We start from the raw sequence: 17,470 nt of genomic DNA on the forward strand, positions 1-17,470 counted from the left end.
CCCGCTCACTTCTTCTTCGGCAGCCCGGGCAGGCCGCCGCCCATGCCGGGCAGACGAGGTCCGCCGGGCAATCCGGGAAGCCCTCCTCCCGGCAGGCCGCCGAGGCCTTTCGGAAGACCGCCGCCGCCCATGCCGGCTGCCTCGGCCTGCTTGCGCAGCTCCTCGAGCTGCCTGGGGTCTATCTTGGAGAGGTCGGGCATCCCGCCCATGCCGGGCATCATGCCGCCGAGGCCCATCTTCTGGGCCATGCCGCCCATCAGGCCGCGCATCATGCCGCCGCCCTTCCCCTTGCCGCCCATGGCCTTCATCATGTCGGCCATCTGGCGGTGCATCTTCAGGAGCTTGTTGATCGCGGCGGCGTCCGTGCCGGAACCGGCGGCGATGCGCTTCTTGCGGCTGTGCTTAAGCAGGTCGGGATTGCCCCGCTCGGCCTTGGTCATCGAGCCTATGATGGCGAGCTGCTGCTTGAACATCTTGTCGTCGAAGCCGGCGGAGGCCATCTGGTCCTTCATCTTGCCCATGCCCGGCATCATTCCCATTATGCCGCCCATGCCGCCCATCGACTGCATCTGCCGAAGCTGATCGGCGAGATCGTTCAGGTCGAACTTGCCCGACTGCATCTTCTTGGCCATCGCCGCGGCCTTTTCCGCGTCGATGGTTTCGGATGCCTTCTCGACCAGCGAGACGATGTCGCCCATGCCGAGGATGCGGTTGGCGATGCGCTTGGGATGGAATTCCTCTAGCGCGTCCATCTTTTCGCCGACGCCGATCAGCTTGACCGGCTTGCCGGTGACGGCGCGCATCGACAGCGCCGCGCCACCGCGCCCGTCGCCGTCCATGCGCGTCAGCACGAGACCGGTGATGCCAACGCGTTCGTCGAAGTTGCGGGCGAGGTTGACGGCGTCCTGGCCGGTCAGCGCGTCGGCGACCAGCAGGATCTCGTGCGGCGACGACACCTTGCGGATGTCGGCCATCTCGACCATCAGCGGCTCGTCGATATGCGTGCGGCCGGCGGTGTCGAGGATGACGACGTCGTGGCCGCCGAGACGTCCTGCCTGGACGGCGCGCTTCGCAATGTCGACCGGCGACTGGCCGGCGACGATCGGCAGCGTGGCGACCTTCACCTGCTCGCCGATCTGGCGCAGCTGCTCCTGGGCGGCGGGGCGGCGCGTGTCGAGCGACGCCATCAGGACCTTCTTGCCCTGGCGATCGGTGAGCCGTTTCGCGATCTTGCCGGTGGTCGTCGTCTTGCCCGAACCCTGCAGGCCGACCATCATGACAACGACGGGCGCCGGCGCGTTGAGGTCGATCGCCTTGCCCTCGTCGCCCAGCATGGCGACCAGTTCGTCATGGACGATCTTGACCACCATCTGGCCGGGCTTGATCGACTTGACCACCGCCGCGCCTACGGCCTTCTCGCGCACCTTTTCGACAAAGGAGCGCACCACTTCCAGCGCCACGTCCGCCTCGAGCAGCGCCCGGCGGACCTCGCGCAGCGCCGCCGAGACGTCCGCTTCGGAGAGCGCTCCGCGGCCGGTCAGTCCGTTCAGGATGGAGCCAAGGCGCTCCTGAAGCGATTCAAACATACATCCACCCCCGACGCTGCCGCGCCTTGGTCAAACCTCTTTCCCGGTCGGGCCTGCGGCCCTCCTCGCCTCTTGTGCGCTCCTGAAGCGATTCGAACATCCGTTTTCCTTCGTCTCTCGCATCGACGTGATGCCAGAGAGGTAGTGGTTCCGCGTCGGCGATGAAACGCCGTGCGAGCACAAAGCCAAAAAGCACCCGGGGGCGCATCGCGCTGCCGGGTGTTGGCCTCCGGGATCGATTTATACCACTTGGGGTCCCGGTCGGCTGCTCGGAGTCAAGGCTCGTCGCTGAAGTCTGGCCGCTCTAGACAGGAAACGGCCGCGCGAGTCAAGGTCCGGATCGCTTCGATGCTTCCGACGGGGGCCTAGGCGCCCTGCAGGAGCCGGCGCACGTAATCCAGCTTCTCGGCCACCTTCGGCGTGATGACGAAGGGGTATAGATCCCTCAGCCCCATGCAGCGGTTGATGCCGTTGACGATCTCCGTCAGCGCCAGCCAGCGCGAGACCACGCCGTCGATGTCGCTGTCGGGATCGGTCTCCCGGACGGCGGGCGCGGCGGCGACGTCCAGCCTGTGCAGCGGGATTCGGAATTCCTCGGCCATCTCCAGCGTGTCGGCGATGTGGAGGTAGTGTGCCCAGGTCTCGGCCCAGTCCTCCCAGGCATGGCTGGCCGCATAGGCCGAGATGTGCCGCTGCTCCCAGTCCGGAGGCGCGGCGTTTTCGTAGTGACGCTGCAATGCCTGCGCATAGTCATCGCGCTCGTCGCCGAAGAGCGCGCGGAAGGCCTCGAGCCTCTCGGGATCGTCGCGCACCAGGCGGTCCCAATAGTAGTGGCCGAGTTCGTGGCGGAAATGGCCGAGAAGCGTGCGGTAATTCTCGCCCATGGCGATGCGCATGCGCTCCCGCTCCGGCGAATCCGCCTCCGCCACGTTGAGCGTGATCAGCCCGTTGTCGTGGCCGGTCAGGATACGTTCGCCTCCCGGACCCGCGCCCTTAGGGTCAGCCAGGAAATCGAAGGCGAGGCCTTCCTCGTCCTCGGGACGCTCCTTGGGCCACACCGGCAGCTCGAATTCCAAAAGCGCGAAGACGACGCGCCGCTTCGCCCGCTCGACGCGGGCCCAGCGGTCACGGTTTTCCGGCACGGAAAGATCGGGGATCGTCCGGTTGAGCGCGCAGGCCCGGCAATAGCCGCCGAAACGCTGGTCGCCCACCCAGTTGCAGGCGCATTCGTCCGCGTTCACGCAGTTGGGGCTTTCCGGACCGACAAGGTCGAAACCCTGCCGTTCCGGCGCGTAGACGACGGAGCTGTTGCAGGCAAGACAGCGCGAGTTCTCGAAATAGAGACGGCTCGCGCACGCGGGGCAGGCGAAGAGTTTCATCAGAAGGATCCGGAAATGCGTGGAGGCGGAGGCAAACGCCGCTCGCGCAACATGGTTCCGGCGATCATTTGGTTGACTTTGTCAAATTGTTATATGACGATGTCAACAAAGAGGCACCCATGGCAAACGACGATCCACGGCACGAGGAAGCCATCGCGCAGGTGCGCGATTTCAACCGCTTCTATACCCGTTTTCTCGGGGCATTGAACGAGGGGCTGCTGAAATCGCCTTACAGCCTGTCGGAAAGCCGCATTCTCTACGAACTCGGCACCCGGGACCGCGTCACCGCCAGCCAGCTTTCGGCGGAGCTTGGCATGGACCCGGCCTATCTCAGCCGCCTCCTGAAGAAACTGCGCGAGGCGGGGCTCGTGCTCGCCGCGGCGAGCGCGGAGGACGGCCGGGCAACGGAACTATCCCTTGCGCCGGCCGGGCGAAAGGCCTTCGAGAGCCTCGATAGCGCTTCGCACGACGAGATCTCGGAGATCCTTGCACCGCTGGGTCCGGACGGGGCCGGAACACTGGTCGGCGCCATGCAGCGCATCCGCGCCGCGCTCGATCCCTCGGCGACGGACAACCCGCCCTACGTCATCCGGCCACACCGGATCGGCGACATCGGCATCATCATTTCCCGTCAGGGCGCGCTCTACGCGCAGGAATACGGCTGGGACGGCACCTTCGAGGGTTTCGTGGCCGAAATCGCCGGCGCGTTTGCCAAATCCCACGATCCAAAGCGCGAGCGCTGCTGGGTGGCGGAGCGGCACGCGGAAGTCGTCGGCTCGGTCTTCCTCGTCGACGCCGGCGGCGGCACGGCCAAGCTGCGCATGCTCTGGGTCGAGCCGTCGACGCGCGGACTGGGCATCGGCGGTCGCCTAGTCGAGGAATGCATCCGCTTCGCGCGCCAGACGGGCTACCAGCGGATGACGCTCTGGACCAACGACATCCTGGTGTCGGCGCGGCGCATCTACGAGAAGGCCGGCTTCCGGCTCGTCGCCGAGGAGCGGCATCACAGCTTCGGCAAGGATCTGGTGGGGCAGAACTGGGAGATGGAGCTATAGGTGACGTTCCCCGGGGCGGCCCGGTCGTCCAGGCGGTTGACCGATATTCACCGCGATGATCGCGTCGTGTGGAACGTAATGGCGTAGCCATCAGGATCGCTGCCCACGAAGAACCTGCCGAACGGACCATCGCTCGGCGGGCTCAGGACCGTCCCGCCGCGCTCGACGATCAGGCCGTGAAGCGCGTTCGCGTCTTCACAGGCGACCCACAACACCATGCCGGTCCCCAAGGGGCCGTTTTCGGGCAGGGGCAGCAACGGTTCGCGCAGTGCCAGGGCAATCGGCTCGGTGGTGAAGACGACAGCGCCGGGCGGGCTCCGGTCTGCTGCGGCAAAGCCGAACACGTCCTTGTAGAACGTGGCGGAGGCCGCTAGGTCACGAACCTGCAACGCGATGAAGGATGCTCCAATCGGTATTGTCATTTTCCGCGCTCCGGCATATTATCAGGTTCCTTATACTTATATCAGGCTCCTTATATGTCAATTCGCAAAATGTCTGCTTCGAGCGGGGAGGGCTGGATCGGCTACAGTCTGAAAATCGCCCAGCATCGCCTGCGGCAACGTCTGGAGGCCGAACTGGCCGGGACGGGCGTTTCCGCGTCGCAGAATGCCGTGCTGCTTGCCATCGGCGACAATCCGCGGATCTCGAATGCGTCCCTGGCGCGCGCGGCATTCGTGACCCCCCAGTCCATGCAGGGCATGCTGGTCACGCTGGAGCGAGACGGGTTCATCGTGCGCACGCCACATCCCGACCATGGGCGGATCATCATGACGGAGCTGACCGACAAAGGCAGTGCGGCGGCACAGGCCGGCATGCTCGCGGCCGAGGCTGTGGAGCGGCAGATGCTCGCCGACCTGACCGGCGAGGAGGCCAGGTTGCTGGGCGACCTCCTGCGACGCTGCGCCGATGCGCTCGAGAGGACGTGATCGATGGCGTTCTGGATGGGTGTCGCATCGGCGCAGCATGCCCGCGGAGGACGCGATGGCGGCTTCGCGCAGCTCGGACACGGCAAGCATATCGCGGTAAAGTCGCTCAGGAAGGGTGACTGGATTGTCTACTACTCCCCACGCGAGGGCATGGGTGAAGGCGAGGTTGTGCAGGCGTTCACCACCATTGGCCGCGTGTCATCGGACGCACCCTATCGCGCCGAGCAGGCAATGAACTTCAATCCCTATCGGGTCGACGTGGACTATCTGAAGGACGCCCGGCCCGCTCCGATCAAGCCGCTTCTGGACAGGCTCCGACTGACCCGCGATCAAGGCGCCCACTGGGGCATGGTACTGCGCGGGCCGAAACACAGGCTCGACGAAGAAGACATGCGACTGATCGCCGAAGCCATGGGCGTTCTGGTGGAGTTCGAGAGTTTCCAGGACTGATATCGCGAAGTTCGCGACGCCCTTCAGATTTCAACGATATGGTCGTCGAGTTCGTTGGGGTTGGTCGCGCCCGGCGGAAAATGCTCGGCGAGCAGCGCGCCGACACTTTCCACCGCGTTCGCAAACCCCTCGCCCAGCCGGTCGCCGCGCGCATCCTCGACGAGGCGGGCGACGATGTCGTTCCAGGTCGACTGGTCGACCTTGTCGTCGATCCCCGAATCCGCGACGACCTCGGCGTAGCGTTCGGCCAGCGAGACGAAGATCAGGACGCCGGTGCGCGCCTGCGTGGCGTGGACGTTGTGGGCGAGGAACTGCCGCGCCGCGTTGTCGTGCGCGCGCCGGTAGCGCAGCCGCGGCGGCACGAGATGCACGCGCAGGTCGGGCACGACCCGCAGCACCAGCAGTGCGGAGGCGAACGCCCCCGCCTGGGCCAGCACCAGCGATACCGGCGCGACCTCCACCCACAACCAGTGCGCGGCGAGGGCGGCGACGAGGCTCGTCGCCAGCATCCCGAGGGTGAGCATAAGCGCCGAGGCGAAGAAATAGTCGTCGCTCCGGCGGGCAAGCACGCAGTAGATCTCGCCCGACGTCTTTGCCTCCGCGATGCGGATGGCCTCGGCGACGCGCTGCCTGTCTTCGGGTGAAAGGCCGGATGTCATCGCCCTGTCCTACCAGCTTCCCGAGGCACCGCCGCCTCCCGACGATCCGCCGCCGCCGGAAAAGCCGCCGCCGCTGCTTCCCGACGACCAGCCCGAACCGGACGAGCCGCCGACCCAGCCGGTACCGGAGCGGCGGCGGCCGCGCGAGCCCGAACCGCCAAAGGTGAACTCCACGCCCAGCCAGCGGTAGCGCCCCGGCCCGATGCGGCGGCCGAACAGGCGCGCGCCGATGGCGAAGATGAAGGAACCGAAGAACAGCGTGCCCCAAATCGCGAAGAAGATGATGACCTCGATCGGGATGCCCTCGTCTTCCTTGCGGTTGCGCTCGGCCCTCGCCTCGAGTTCGGCGGCGTTGCCTTCCAGCACCAGGATGATGTCGTCCACCGCGCGGCTGATGCCGCCGGAAAAATCCCCGGCGCGGAAGGCCGGCACCATCGTGTCCTCGATGATCAGCTTGGAATGAAGGTCGGTCAGCGTGCCTTCGAGGCCGTAGCCGACCTCGATGCGCATCTTGCGGTCGTTGGGCGCGACCAGGAGCAGGATGCCGTTGTCCTCCCCCGCCTGCCCGAGGCCCCAGGCACGAAAAAGGCGGTTCGCGTAAGGTTCGATCGGCTCGCCGTCCAGGCTGCCAATGGTGGCGACGACGATCTGGTCGGACGATTTTTGCTCGAAGGCCTGGAGCTTCTCGACGAGCGCGGCCTCGGTGGCGGGATCGATGATGCCTGCCTGATCGACGACGCGGCCGGTGAGCGCGGGAAGCGCGGCCGCGAACGCCGCGACTGGCAACAGGATGAGGAACGCGACCAGAAGCATGCACGAACAGCGGCCGCGCACCCTCGTCATCGGTCGATTCCCCACCATGGAAAAACCAGGCTAGCCGCTCTTGCCCGTGCCGAAATTCACCTCCGGAACCTCCATCTTGTCTTCCGAGACGGTGAAGTTCTGGAACGGCTCGGCATCGGTGAACCAGAACCAGGTCCAGATCATCGAGGGGAAGGTGCGGAGCGTGGTGTTGTAGACCCGCACCGCCTCGATGTAGTCGCGCCGCGCCACCGCGATGCGGTTTTCGGTGCCTTCGAGTTGCGCCTGCAAGGCGAGAAAGTTCTGGTTCGACTTCAGGTCGGGATAGTTTTCGACCACCGCCAGAAGCCGCGACAGCGCGCCGGTGAGCCCCGCCTGGCTTTCCTGAAAGGCCTGAAAGGCCCGCGGGTCGTCCAGCATCTCGGGCGGCAGCGTGACCTGCGTCGCCTTCGACCGCGCCTCGACGACGGCCTCCAGCACGTCCTTCTCCTGCTGGGCGTAGCCCTTCACCGTCTCGACGAGATTGGGGATCAGGTCCGCCCGGCGCTGATACTGGTTGAGCACCTCGCTCCAGGCGGCCTTCGCCTGCTCTTCCGCCGTCGGGATGGTGTTGAACCCGCAGGCGGACAGGAACGGCGCGATCATCACAAGGAAGAGGAGCGTCCGCACGCGGCCCCCGGCAACGGCGGCCGCGACTGATGATGCTGGCATGGCAGAAATCTCCCGCATTGACGGCGCCAGACTAGCGCCGATCGGGTCCGTTTGGAACGGGTCGGCGCGCCGCCTGCGACGGGAGCGGCAAAAGGCCCGGCCCCGCTTGCGTTTCCTCCCCTTCAACGCACGTCCAACCGCTTGACATTCCGCCGCGCCGAACCGTAAAAGCCGCAATCCGCTGGACGGGGCTGTAGCTCAGCTGGGAGAGCGCGTCGTTCGCAATGACGAGGTCAGGGGTTCGATCCCCCTCAGCTCCACCAACGGCGGTTTTTCCATTCGCAACCTACTGATATCTTTGAATTCACAATTGATTTCGGCCTCCCCGCGCTCGATACTGGTACACAAAAGTGGTACACAAGGGGCTATCCACCGTGCGTTTCAAAGATGCCTACCTCCAGCGGCGTGGGGAGGTCTGGCAGTTCCGCATCCGCGTCCCAACCGATCTGGTCCCCACCCTCGGTAGGCACGAAATCAAGAAATCACTTCGCACCGGCGATAGGTCGCACGCGCGCGAACTGGCCCGGATCGAACTCGTGCGACTGGACGGCGAGTGGGCGAAGTTGCGTCGTTCGTTGAAACCTGTTGCAACGCCGCGCCTCACCGAAGCCGAGGTGCTTCATCTCGCGGCGACGTGGTTTGTGTCCGTCGAGAAGCGCAACGCCGCCACGGGCGGCTCCATGGGGCGCGAGCAGGCTGAGATTGAGATCGGGGACATGAACGCCGACGAGAACCTCGGCACTGCCCTCCACGAAGCCTATGTCGCGGTAACCGGCGCGGCGGGGATCAAGCTGGAGGAAGGGTCGCCGTCACAGCAGCGGCTCCTCGCGGTCCTGCGGCGCGCTATCGTCGAGAGCAACAACCGCCTCGTCGCCCGGCACCATGGGGTCGGCTCGACCTACCGCGATCCGCTGTTTCAGGACCTCTCGGAGGCGACTTCGTTGAAACCTGTTGCAACGAAATCGCTCGAACAGGTAATGGATTTGATTACCTCCGACGCGACGCGGCGGGAGCTTCGCGGCAAGTCGCTGCTTAAGCGCGAGGCCCATTGGCGGGCATTGACGGAGTTCTTCGGGGCCGAAATGCCTCTGTCGCAGATCCGGCGGGAAGATGTCCGCGCCTTCATGGACCTCCTGAAGCGGCTTCCTTCGAACGCGACCAAGCACTATCCGGGGAAGACCTTGCAGCAGGCAGCCGATCTTGCGGAGCGGGCTGGTCTACCTCGGATGTCCAGCGACACCGCGAACGGCTACCTGCGGAGCCTCGGGGCGATCTTCCGCTTTGCCGTGGACGAGGGTTACGTGGAGGCTGATCCGTCTGCCGGCATTATGCTCCCGAAAGCTCCCGGACGAGCGAAGGACAAGCGGTCTCCGTTCGACGTCTCGGATTTGCGGGCCATCTTCTCCGCACCGCTCTACACGGGCGCGGTCAACGACGAAGCGGGCTACGCTCGCCCCGGACCCAATATCGTGCGCAGGGGCCGGTTCTGGGTGCCCATCATCGCGCTGTTCTCCGGCATGCGGATGAATGAAATCTGCCAGCTTACCGTGGACGATTTCGTGGAGGAGGACGGGGTGGTGATCATCTTGATCCGCGAGGACGACGACGATGAGACGAAGCGGGTGAAGACGGAGGCGGGCATCCGCTTCGTACCCGTCCATCCAGAACTGGAGCGCATCGGACTGTTGGCCTTCGTCCAGAACCGCCGCGCGAACGGTCCAAAAGTACCGCTCTTCCCGGACCTGCCGGTGGGGAGCACAGGCTACCGTTCCGATCCGTTCTCCAAGTACTTCAACCGTTTCCGGCACAAGGTAGGGATCACCGACCGCAAGAAGGTCTTCCATTCCTTCCGGCATACCTACCGAGATGCGCTTCGCGAGGCGGATATCTCGGATCAGAAGGTTCGGGCACTCGGCGGCTGGTCCTCATCACGCACCGAGGAGAACTACGGGCGCGGGCTTCGGGCGAGTACGCTGGCTCGCGACATACAGGCGGTGAAGTACGACGGTCTCGATCTGTCGCACCTGCACGTCAAACAACTTAGCTGATCGGCGGAGGCGCCCCCCTCCGTCGGGTCCTATCTTGAGGTGGCTTCCGATTGCCCGTGCGCACGGCCATACCCGGAAAATCAACTACCAGTGGCGCACCAGTTGCATTAAATCGATTTAAAATCGGACGTATGTCGGAGTGGCTGAAATCCGTATGGATGCACGCCCCTGGGTGCGACGAAGAGTCTGTATCAGCCGTTGCCGCCACAGTACGTGTGCGGACGCCGCCAGCGGGGGCCAATCAAGAGGAACCCGCCGTGACTTGCGGGGAGCTCTAGGTCAGCTTCGCGCCCCATCGCGGCCGCTCGTCCGCATATCGCACGTTCCTGAAACCGGACATTCCTAGGCCAGCCCATAGCTGCGTTCGATGCGCGATCCCGAATTGCCGCGGCTAATCAGAAGATTTGGTACGTTATCGTTGAGGTACAATTTCACGAGGCAGGCGCGCAGTGTTAAGAAATGCCCGCAGTTGCAACCCTTAGCCGAAAGGCTGCCTGAAACGGAACGATGGACAAAGGTGTGAACGACGAACAGCCGCATTTCGTGTTCTTCATGGACGACTTTGGAACCCGCACCATGTGCAAACCAGGCGAAGCCCTTCCCATGGAGGCTCATATATTCAGTTTCGGCCTAGGGGGCATCATCGTACAGTCGGACGCAGTCGATGAATTGTCTACAAAGACGAATGACTTCTGCACAAGATGGGACGTGCCCGAACTTCACGGCAATAAGATTCGGTCCGGTAAAGGGAAGTTCGGCTTCCTGAAAACCGATCCCGAGCGACGGGACTCCTTCTTCGCTGACCTCGAGAACCTGATCATTGACGAGCGTATCGTCGCCCATGCCTGCGTAATCTGTCGACCGGGCTATCGTGACAGGTACTACGAAAAGCACGCCGAGGGATCGCGGTGGCAAATGAGTAAAACCGCCTTCGACATTGCCGTCGAGCGTGCTGCGAAGTACGCGAGGCGCTCGGGCTGCGGGCTTTCGATCGCCTACGAGCGGTGTGGCGAAAAGGAGGACCGTCTCATCGAGAGCTATTTTAAGTCGCTTCGGGAGAAAGGGACGGCCTTTGACCGGGACAACTCGGCGAAACATCAGCCGCTCACGCAGGCTGAGCTTCAAGAGTCGTTGATTTCAATATGGCCGGATGGGAAAAGCAACCCGATGCTGCAACTGGCGGATCTCGTCCTGCACCCGCTAGGACACAAACCCACGGGTTTGAAGAACCGCGCATACGATCGCATGTCGGAAGCTGGTCAGCTCATGGACGCGAGAGGCGAAGACGACAAGACCATCGCCGTCAAGTACTCATGCTATGACGAGCCTTACCAAACATGGGAGAACCCCAGAAACACAAAAGGGACCCGCGAGGATCCCTTAAGGCGGTCGGCGTAAAGCCTGACCCCGTGGCATTGCCATGGAGGCAATCTAGGACATGTCTAAAGGATTTTCAAGAGAATTCGCCGACTCACCGCTTCGGCCCTGATCCTGTCGGCGGCAAGGCGCCCCCAGGTCTGATGTTCAGGCAATCCATCCCCTCATCCTAAGACCGTCATTGCATCCAAATAGCAGATCGTCCGGGGTTCTCGTTTCTACGACAGCCTCCCAAGCGCGGTTAGGAAGCGTCGACCTGCGCGATAGATGCCCAGCCTTTGTCAAAGATAAATGTGCCCGACCGGCCGACGGGGTCCTTGATCTTGAGAATGCGGGCGCGCGTTTCATCGTCAGCATGTTCGACGACGTAAAGCCAGTATTGGTCGCCGTGCTGGCGAGCAAACTCAAACTGGACGCTGGACAGGCCGACAGGCCTGTCCTCGAGGCATCCTTTCATGGCCTTGACCTCGACCCAGCGCTCCGGTTCGGCGTTCGCATCCGTCTCAAGAAGGTCAAATCCTTTGTTGCCTGCGGGCGTCGGCTTGAGGCCAGGCTCACGCTTTCTAATGAGAGTGATTGCTTTTGCCTCCAATGCCATGCGTGCGCTGTGATCGAGACCGTCCGGATCGCGTTCTTCTTCATCATCAGGATGGGTCGCTACATAAGACACAAACTTGCGTTCTGCGGGCTTCTGATTGACAGCGGAGCGCTTGTTATCATTTTTGGTCGCATTGCCTCGGTTGGCAGCGCCCTGAGATCGGTTCGCACTTGAGGACGAGTCGCCGCGCGACGACGTGGAACTTGCGTTCTCAGACTCATCATGATCGTCATCATCATGGTGATCATCACCATCATCTTCGTTGTCGTTGTCTTCGCCGTCACCTTCAGCATCTTGATCGTCATCATCATCGCGCTCGCCGTCGTTCTCATCGCCAGCGTCGTCGGCGTCATTGTCGTCTTCCGAATCTTCGTCCTCGGACCCTTGTTCCTCGTCCGAGTCCGTGTCTTCGTATTCGTTGTCGTCAGACACCTCGTCCCGATCATCGTCCTCGTCAGAAAGTGACGCGTCGTCGCTATCCGGGCTGGACGGCTCTTCAACCTTGAGCTTGGCAAGAAGATCAGCTTTGCTGGTAACGCCAAGTTTCTTGAGCATGTCGAGCATGTCCGGCTCGAACCCGGCTTCCTTGGCAAGCTCCTCGACGATTGGCTTTTTGAAGACGATCCTCGACTGTAAAAAGGGATTTGCAGGCCAGCCGAGCGCTTCGAACAGGACGCTTGAGGGCTCGACAAGATCGCCATCTCCGTCAGTGATCCATCGTGAGCGGTTTAGAACCCGGACAAAATGTGCGTCAAAGGACGCCGACCGCCACTGGTGATATTGCCACCGATACGTCCCCGAGAAGACACCCTCGCCGCGGCGGTCCTGAAGCTCGATCAGGGCCTCCCACACAAGCCGCGCCTTCCTCTTGCGGGCTTCCACACTCAGAGAAGGGAATTGCGCAAGTATAGCGTCAAGACCGCGAAGACTTGCATCCTCCGGTGCGCTCTCGAAACTTGCCGCAACCGCGCCTCTCGCAAGTCGCAGCTCATATTTCTGAGTTTCTGTGAGGTTCGACCGGACGGGTACAGGCAGAATGTACCTTGTGGCGCCGCAAGCCTCGAGAAGCTCCCTCACCGACTCGCCGCGCAAGACAGAATCGTCTTCTGTGAGATAGACGCCCGTAATGCCTTCATACAATTCGCTGAGGCGCGCCGTCTTGATGGACACGTCGGGCGGCGCTTTCAGGCTCTCTTCGCGGGTTTTCATGTCGCGGGCACGGACAAACGGTGTCTCTGTCAAAGCCGTTATAAGGCGTAACCTCTGCGTGGCGGAATCCGTCTTGAAGGCCCGGAGAATGCGGGCGATGTCCTCGCCATAAGACTCTTGGTCGGCTTCGCCGTCCTGATAGACCGGCAAGAGGTTTCGGATCACGTCGTCCACCGGATCAGGCGGGGTCAATCCTAGCCATTTGAGGAACTTCGTTGCCTCCGCGCTCCGGCATATGTTTCTCCGGATCGTTGGAAAGCCTGTCTGAATGTCGCTCGGGAAAAACGCCTGCGGCATGTCGTTGACGAAACCCGCCACCTGGCGGCCGTCCTCAAGCCGGACCAGCGCAAGATTGCGCAGGCGCTCTGCCACGACGGGCACCTTATTGAGATACTCATAAAGGCGCACGAGCCACTGATCGGACTGCGCGCGCAGGAAATTTTGCCCGAGGCGCGGCAGAAGACTTTCGGCTGACTGCTCGGAGATGCCGAGTTCGTGGATCAGGTAATGGCGCAGCGCAGGGGTCCGGTCGGCTGTGATGTCTGCGCTGAGCCACCGCACCGGTCCGTCTGCCCTCAGGACATTGCCCAGCTGATCTGCGTCAAAGAGCTCGCGCAGGTCTTGCGTGCGCGCCAGCTGAACGTCCTGCGCTGCGGCATGCTGGCTGTCGCCACAGGGCAGCAGCGGCTCGGTCTGAAGAGCCTCCGCCAAGTGGTCATACATCGGCGCAAGAAGGTTGCCGCTAAAACGCTCCTTCTGAATCGGCAAGGCCTGCAAAGCGTTGACATCGAGCATACGCTCTGAGGCCATCCAGCGAAGGGCCTCGACCAGCAATAGGCTCGCCTCATTGACGAGGTTCCTGTTCCAGGTGTCATGGACCGGGATGTTGTCCCGGCTGGGCGTTGTGCGGAACGGGCCTTGCAGCAGGAAGCCCGTATTGGTGGAGAGGACTGTAGGAAAGAAGACGACCAGCGTTGAATCCGAGAGAGGAACGATTCGCCTCGTGGGTGCCGGCTCGGATGAAAGAGCGAAGGCGAGTTCGACAAAGCCGACATTCTGTCCTTCGTTCGCCACCTCCTTTGAGAAAACAAGCCAATTTTCTTCGATCTCCTCGCCGTCCTGTTGCCCCATGAGCGCGATTTGCCGGATGCCCGGGGCCAGGGTCTTCGGATCGTCCCTAAAATAGAGCCCGGCAGGCTCGCCATCGACTGACCAGGAAATCTCTTTGATATGCCTCAGAAAAAGCAGGGTGCGCGGACCGAGATCCTGCAGGCCTTCGGCAATCTCGGTCTGTGGGTCCTCGACGTCCCCGTTGAGGGGCAGAATGATCTTGGTCTGGCTGGGCTGCCGTTCGACGGGTGCGACCGCTTTCGGCCAGACGAAGGTCTCGATAGCGAAGTCTTCATCGCCGGAATGGATTTCCGGGCGCTTGGTGAACGAATAAACGGACTTGAAGCCGATGCCGAAGCGCCCAATCGACGTGATATCCTTGGTACTCTCATCGATCCCGCAGACACCCTGAACATCGGCGGCATTAAAGGGCTGGCCATGATGGGTGACGACGAGCTGCTCCGCTGAAAGTTCGAAGGTCACGCTGCGATCGCCGGTCCAGCCTGAAGAGCGCCGCCGAAGCGCATCCTCTGCGTTCTGGAGAAGCTCGTAGATGAAATGGGTGAGTTTGTCGTAACGGTCTGCTAGGAGCATCTTGCCGATGCGGCCGATATCCGTGCCGTAGCGCTTGATGTTGTCGGCTCTCAGGGCCGCGTAATCGACGCTCACTTGGCGGCTCCCGCCGCGGCCTTGCCCACAGCGCAGGACCCGCAGAGCCTGGAAAAGTCACAGCGCCCGCACTGGACGGCGTTTGGCGTTGCGGGAAATGCGTTGGAGCGCAGGCCGTTGGCAGCAGATTTCACCTTGCCGACAACGTCAGCAATGAGATCGGCATCGACCGCGCGCGGCTTTCGCGTCTGGGTGTCGAGTTCATAGGTTTCAACAAAGTCTGCGTCTTTGCCAGTCAGTTCGCGGTAGCCCAAGGCATAGATGTGAAGCTGCGCTTCGGTGAGCTCTTCGGCTTGGGCGCGTTCGGTCGATTTCAAATCGACGATGGCAACCGCGTTGGTATCGCGGCGGCGGACAAGGTCGATACGACCGAGAACATTGATCCCGTCCTCGAGCGCCACTTCAATGGATTTTTCGCTGAACTCGATCTTGTCGAACTCAGCCTGCCGGGCCTCGATATATTTCTCGACCGTGCGCTTGGCCGATGCGCGCATCGTGTCGCGCAGGCTTGGATAGGCGAAGGGCACATGGAGATGGCGGTCCACGAGTTCATCCGCGTCGGCGGGCTTGATCGGCACGCCGTCAATCGCGCGCTGATGCAATTCGGCCAGGGCATCGTGCAGAGTTTTCCCGTATCCAAGCGCTTCATCAAGAGGCGCGTTGAACCCATAAAGGGTGCGCATTTTGAACTGATACGGGCACTCGAAGTAGTAGCGGATGTCCGAAAAGGACAGGTTCACATTGGAAATCGAGGCCTTGGAGCGGGGGTCGCCGCGCTCGCGCGCGTCATAGCTTTGCCTCAACCGCTTCACGAATTTCGATTCCAGCACGTCGTGAAAGAAAACCGAAGGATGGACATAGCGGTTGCTGCCAGGGGTTGACGCGGTCGTCATGTGAAGGTGTTTCTGGCTGCGGGTTACTGCCACATAGAAAAGGCGCCGTTCATCGGCTTCCGAGCCCCGGAACCGCCCTTGCCCTGCGACGGCTGCGGAGGGGATGAGGTGCCAGACATTGCGCCCGCCACGCGGGCTTGCCGGAAACTGGTTGCGGACAAGCTGCGGGATAAACACCACGGGCCATTGCAGCCCCTTGGCGCGATGGATGGTCAGGATTTGCACGGCGTCGAAGGACGCTAACTTGTCTTCCGCGCCGCTGGACTGGCCGTAGGCATCCTCGGCCTGGTGCTCGAGGAAGCCCGCAAAGGATTCGTATTTTTGGAGGGGCCGCGAGTGGAAATAGATGCTCTCGAAATCCGAGATGGCCTGGCTGAACTTGCCCAGGTTGTAGAAAACCTGCGGGCCCCGGCCACCAGGGACAAGCTCTTCCTTGAGGCCGATCTCCTCGAGGAATCCCATGAACTGGCGCTGGATGTTGTAGACCGAGAACCGGACATCCTGATCCTCGACCGCCATTTTGGCGCGCGTGGCCTCAGCCGCTGTGATGGCCGCATCGAGCATGCCTTCAGGCACACCGAGATTGGCGGCGCGCCAAGCCTGCACAACGTCGTCCTGCGTGGCGCGGTTGGCCATAAAGTAGAAGAGCAGCCGGGCGGCTTGTCCTTCCGCGGCGTCGAACAAGGTGTCCATGCCCACAGAGACGAAGGGAATGCCCTCGCGCTCGAAAGCGCGCCGGATGGGTGCTCCCATCTTGGTGTAGCGCACGAGGACCGACATGTCCGACCAGGAGATGGGACGTTTGCCCGCCCCCTCCTCAATCATGGTGCCCCTGAGCGCTTTGCAGATCTTGGCGATGTAGTCAGCCTCTTCGTCCGGTGACGTGAACTGCAAGGCGACGATATCGCCCGCCTCGTAGCTCTGCGCGTCGGCGGACTGCATGGCTTTGTCGAGTCGGGAGGCGTTCTTCTCGATCACGAGACGCGCCACGTCGGTGATGCCGGGCGTCGAGCGGAAATTGGCTTCAAGCTTGATGGTGCTGACGGGCGCATAGCGGTCAGCGAAGCTCAGGATGTTGCCGACATCGCTGCCGCGCCACTGATAGATGGTCTGGTCGTCGTCGCCGACCACTTTGACAGCGGCGCCAAGACCATGCAGCTGGCGGACGATGCGCTCCTGGATTGGGTTCACATCCTGATATTCATCGACGATGATGATCTTGATCCGCTGCGCCATGCGGGCGCGCAGGGTTTCGTCCTTCTCGAGCGCCTCGACTGCACATTGAAGTATGGCGGAGTAGTCGAACATGTCGCGCTCGTGCAGGAGGGTTGTGTAGGCCCCAAAGCCCTCGAGAATCGTGGTTCCTTTCAGCGCCTTCCAATCGACCGCCGATTCCCTAAGGATGGACATGGCTTCGATGTAAAGGCGCGTATCGACATATCGCTTGAGTTTTGCGCCCTGGAGGGTTGAGGTGGCGGTGAGGCCGCTTTTCGCGGAGTTGCGATCGACAAAGAGCACCTGCTGCACTTCGTTGAGAACGTCATACTTCAGATATTGCGGCACTTCGGTGCGGAGCAGGTCAAGGCTAAAGCCGTGGATGGTCCCGATATACATTTCCGCCATGCCCGTGAGGCCAGGCAGGCGTTCGCGGCAACGGTCAAGGACGCGCTGCTTGAGTTCAGCCGCAGCCTTTTCAGTGAAGGTGAAGGCCACGATATTGGCAGGCTTCAGACCCATGCCGCCTTCGGCCTGCGGCGTGAGCAATCGCGTGATGTGCTGTGCCACGACTTCGGTCTTGCCTGAGCCGGCGCATGCAATGAGTTGCAGATTTCCACCTGCATGGCCTATGGCGTAGGCTTGTTCGGTTGTAAGCTTCATTTGCTTCGGCCCCTCCGCGGCAATACGGATTGTATATCCGCCACCTCAATATTTTCCCCGAAGAATGGACGATAGCAAATATTCTGCTATGGCCAAAGATTTGCTCTAGGGGCGGGTAGGG

General features: G+C 62.3%; 13 protein-coding genes and 1 tRNA gene. 6 read left to right on the forward strand and 8 right to left on the reverse strand.

Translation table 11 applies throughout. The annotated features are described in order from the left end of the window. Window positions 1-5: 5 nt before the first annotated feature. Complete coding sequence (gene ffh / locus BSQ44_RS00480; protein WP_072601438.1) at window positions 6-1,586, reverse strand: signal recognition particle protein; 1,581 nt, start codon at window positions 1,584-1,586, stop codon at window positions 6-8. Window positions 1,587-1,951: 365 nt separating this feature from the next. Continuing rightward, window positions 1,952-2,965, reverse strand: coding sequence for a zinc-binding metallopeptidase family protein (locus BSQ44_RS00485; protein ID WP_072601439.1), 1,014 nt, complete (start codon window positions 2,963-2,965; stop codon window positions 1,952-1,954). A gap of 119 nt (window positions 2,966-3,084) precedes the next feature. On the opposite strand from BSQ44_RS00485, the gene BSQ44_RS00490 reads away from it, so the two are divergent. Beyond that, entirely contained in the window at window positions 3,085-4,020 is a 936-nt protein-coding gene (locus BSQ44_RS00490) for a bifunctional helix-turn-helix transcriptional regulator/GNAT family N-acetyltransferase (RefSeq protein WP_072601440.1), read from the forward strand. A gap of 47 nt (window positions 4,021-4,067) precedes the next feature. On the opposite strand, the gene BSQ44_RS00495 is transcribed toward BSQ44_RS00490, so the two are convergent. After that, window positions 4,068-4,442: a VOC family protein gene (locus BSQ44_RS00495; RefSeq protein WP_072601441.1), complete on the reverse strand. Its 375-nt coding sequence runs from the start codon at window positions 4,440-4,442 to the stop codon at window positions 4,068-4,070. A gap of 69 nt (window positions 4,443-4,511) precedes the next feature. Between BSQ44_RS00495 and BSQ44_RS00500 the strand changes: the two genes are divergently transcribed. Beyond that, on the forward strand, window positions 4,512-4,946 hold the full coding sequence (locus BSQ44_RS00500; RefSeq protein ID WP_210187908.1) for a MarR family winged helix-turn-helix transcriptional regulator: 435 nt from the start codon (window positions 4,512-4,514) through the stop codon (window positions 4,944-4,946). 3 nt (window positions 4,947-4,949) lie between these two features. Further along, window positions 4,950-5,396 carry an EVE domain-containing protein gene (locus BSQ44_RS00505; protein WP_072601443.1) on the forward strand — a complete coding sequence of 149 codons (447 nt, stop codon included), beginning with the start codon at window positions 4,950-4,952 and terminating at the stop codon, window positions 5,394-5,396. A 23-nt stretch (window positions 5,397-5,419) separates the two neighbouring features. Here BSQ44_RS00505 and BSQ44_RS00510 read toward each other — a convergent pair whose 3' ends face one another. The 3 genes from BSQ44_RS00510 to BSQ44_RS00520 are packed head-to-tail and all read right to left on the reverse strand — an operon-like array spanning window position 5,420 to window position 7,501. Then, a complete protein-coding gene (locus tag BSQ44_RS00510) occupies window positions 5,420-6,055 on the reverse strand; it encodes a TPM domain-containing protein (protein WP_072601444.1) in 636 nt (211 codons plus the stop codon). A 9-nt stretch (window positions 6,056-6,064) separates the two neighbouring features. Further along, window positions 6,065-6,898, reverse strand: a complete 834-nt coding sequence (locus BSQ44_RS00515; protein ID WP_235633316.1) for a TPM domain-containing protein — start codon at window positions 6,896-6,898, stop codon at window positions 6,065-6,067. Between the two features lie 30 nt (window positions 6,899-6,928). Further along, window positions 6,929-7,501, reverse strand: a complete 573-nt coding sequence (locus BSQ44_RS00520) for a LemA family protein (protein WP_378215161.1) — start codon at window positions 7,499-7,501, stop codon at window positions 6,929-6,931. A 253-nt stretch (window positions 7,502-7,754) separates the two neighbouring features. Between BSQ44_RS00520 and BSQ44_RS00525 the strand changes: the two genes are divergently transcribed. From BSQ44_RS00525 to BSQ44_RS00535, 3 genes are all read left to right on the forward strand, one after another. After that, window positions 7,755-7,830 (forward strand) — tRNA-Ala (locus BSQ44_RS00525). A 111-nt stretch (window positions 7,831-7,941) separates the two neighbouring features. Beyond that, window positions 7,942-9,615, forward strand: coding sequence for a DUF6538 domain-containing protein (locus BSQ44_RS26225; protein ID WP_083534296.1), 1,674 nt, complete (start codon window positions 7,942-7,944; stop codon window positions 9,613-9,615). Window positions 9,616-10,134: 519 nt separating this feature from the next. Further along, complete coding sequence (locus tag BSQ44_RS00535; RefSeq protein ID WP_235633317.1) at window positions 10,135-11,013, forward strand: DUF3800 domain-containing protein; 879 nt, start codon at window positions 10,135-10,137, stop codon at window positions 11,011-11,013. Between the two features lie 220 nt (window positions 11,014-11,233). Here BSQ44_RS00535 and BSQ44_RS00540 read toward each other — a convergent pair whose 3' ends face one another. Both BSQ44_RS00540 and BSQ44_RS00545 read right to left on the reverse strand, forming a co-directional pair. After that, complete coding sequence (locus BSQ44_RS00540; RefSeq protein WP_072601447.1) at window positions 11,234-14,578, reverse strand: protein NO VEIN domain-containing protein; 3,345 nt, start codon at window positions 14,576-14,578, stop codon at window positions 11,234-11,236. Then, window positions 14,575-17,349 carry an ATP-dependent helicase gene (locus BSQ44_RS00545; protein WP_072601448.1) on the reverse strand — a complete coding sequence of 925 codons (2,775 nt, stop codon included), beginning with the start codon at window positions 17,347-17,349 and terminating at the stop codon, window positions 14,575-14,577. Before BSQ44_RS00545 ends, BSQ44_RS00540 begins: the two co-directional genes overlap by 4 nt. Between the last annotated feature and the right edge of the window lie 121 nt (window positions 17,350-17,470).

Origin of the sequence: Aquibium oceanicum (assembly GCF_001889605.1) — a bacterium.
GTDB lineage: Bacteria > Pseudomonadota > Alphaproteobacteria > Rhizobiales > Rhizobiaceae > Aquibium > Aquibium oceanicum.

What these genes read in the sequence shown, in the direction of transcription:
- ffh (WP_072601438.1), bottom strand. Translation starts at nt 1,586, where the DNA reads ATGTTTGAATCGCTTCAGGAGCGCCTTGGCTCCATCCTGAACGGACTG.
- BSQ44_RS00485 (WP_072601439.1), bottom strand. Translation starts at nt 2,965, where the DNA reads ATGAAACTCTTCGCCTGCCCCGCGTGCGCGAGCCGTCTCTATTTCGAG.
- BSQ44_RS00490 (WP_072601440.1), top strand. Translation starts at nt 3,085, where the DNA reads ATGGCAAACGACGATCCACGGCACGAGGAAGCCATCGCGCAGGTGCGC.
- BSQ44_RS00495 (WP_072601441.1), bottom strand. Translation starts at nt 4,442, where the DNA reads ATGACAATACCGATTGGAGCATCCTTCATCGCGTTGCAGGTTCGTGAC.
- BSQ44_RS00500 (WP_210187908.1), top strand. Translation starts at nt 4,512, where the DNA reads ATGTCTGCTTCGAGCGGGGAGGGCTGGATCGGCTACAGTCTGAAAATC.
- BSQ44_RS00505 (WP_072601443.1), top strand. Translation starts at nt 4,950, where the DNA reads ATGGCGTTCTGGATGGGTGTCGCATCGGCGCAGCATGCCCGCGGAGGA.
- BSQ44_RS00510 (WP_072601444.1), bottom strand. Translation starts at nt 6,055, where the DNA reads ATGACATCCGGCCTTTCACCCGAAGACAGGCAGCGCGTCGCCGAGGCC.
- BSQ44_RS00515 (WP_235633316.1), bottom strand. Translation starts at nt 6,898, where the DNA reads ATGACGAGGGTGCGCGGCCGCTGTTCGTGCATGCTTCTGGTCGCGTTC.
- BSQ44_RS00520 (WP_378215161.1), bottom strand. Translation starts at nt 7,501, where the DNA reads ATGATCGCGCCGTTCCTGTCCGCCTGCGGGTTCAACACCATCCCGACG.
- BSQ44_RS00545 (WP_072601448.1), bottom strand. Translation starts at nt 17,349, where the DNA reads ATGAAGCTTACAACCGAACAAGCCTACGCCATAGGCCATGCAGGTGGA.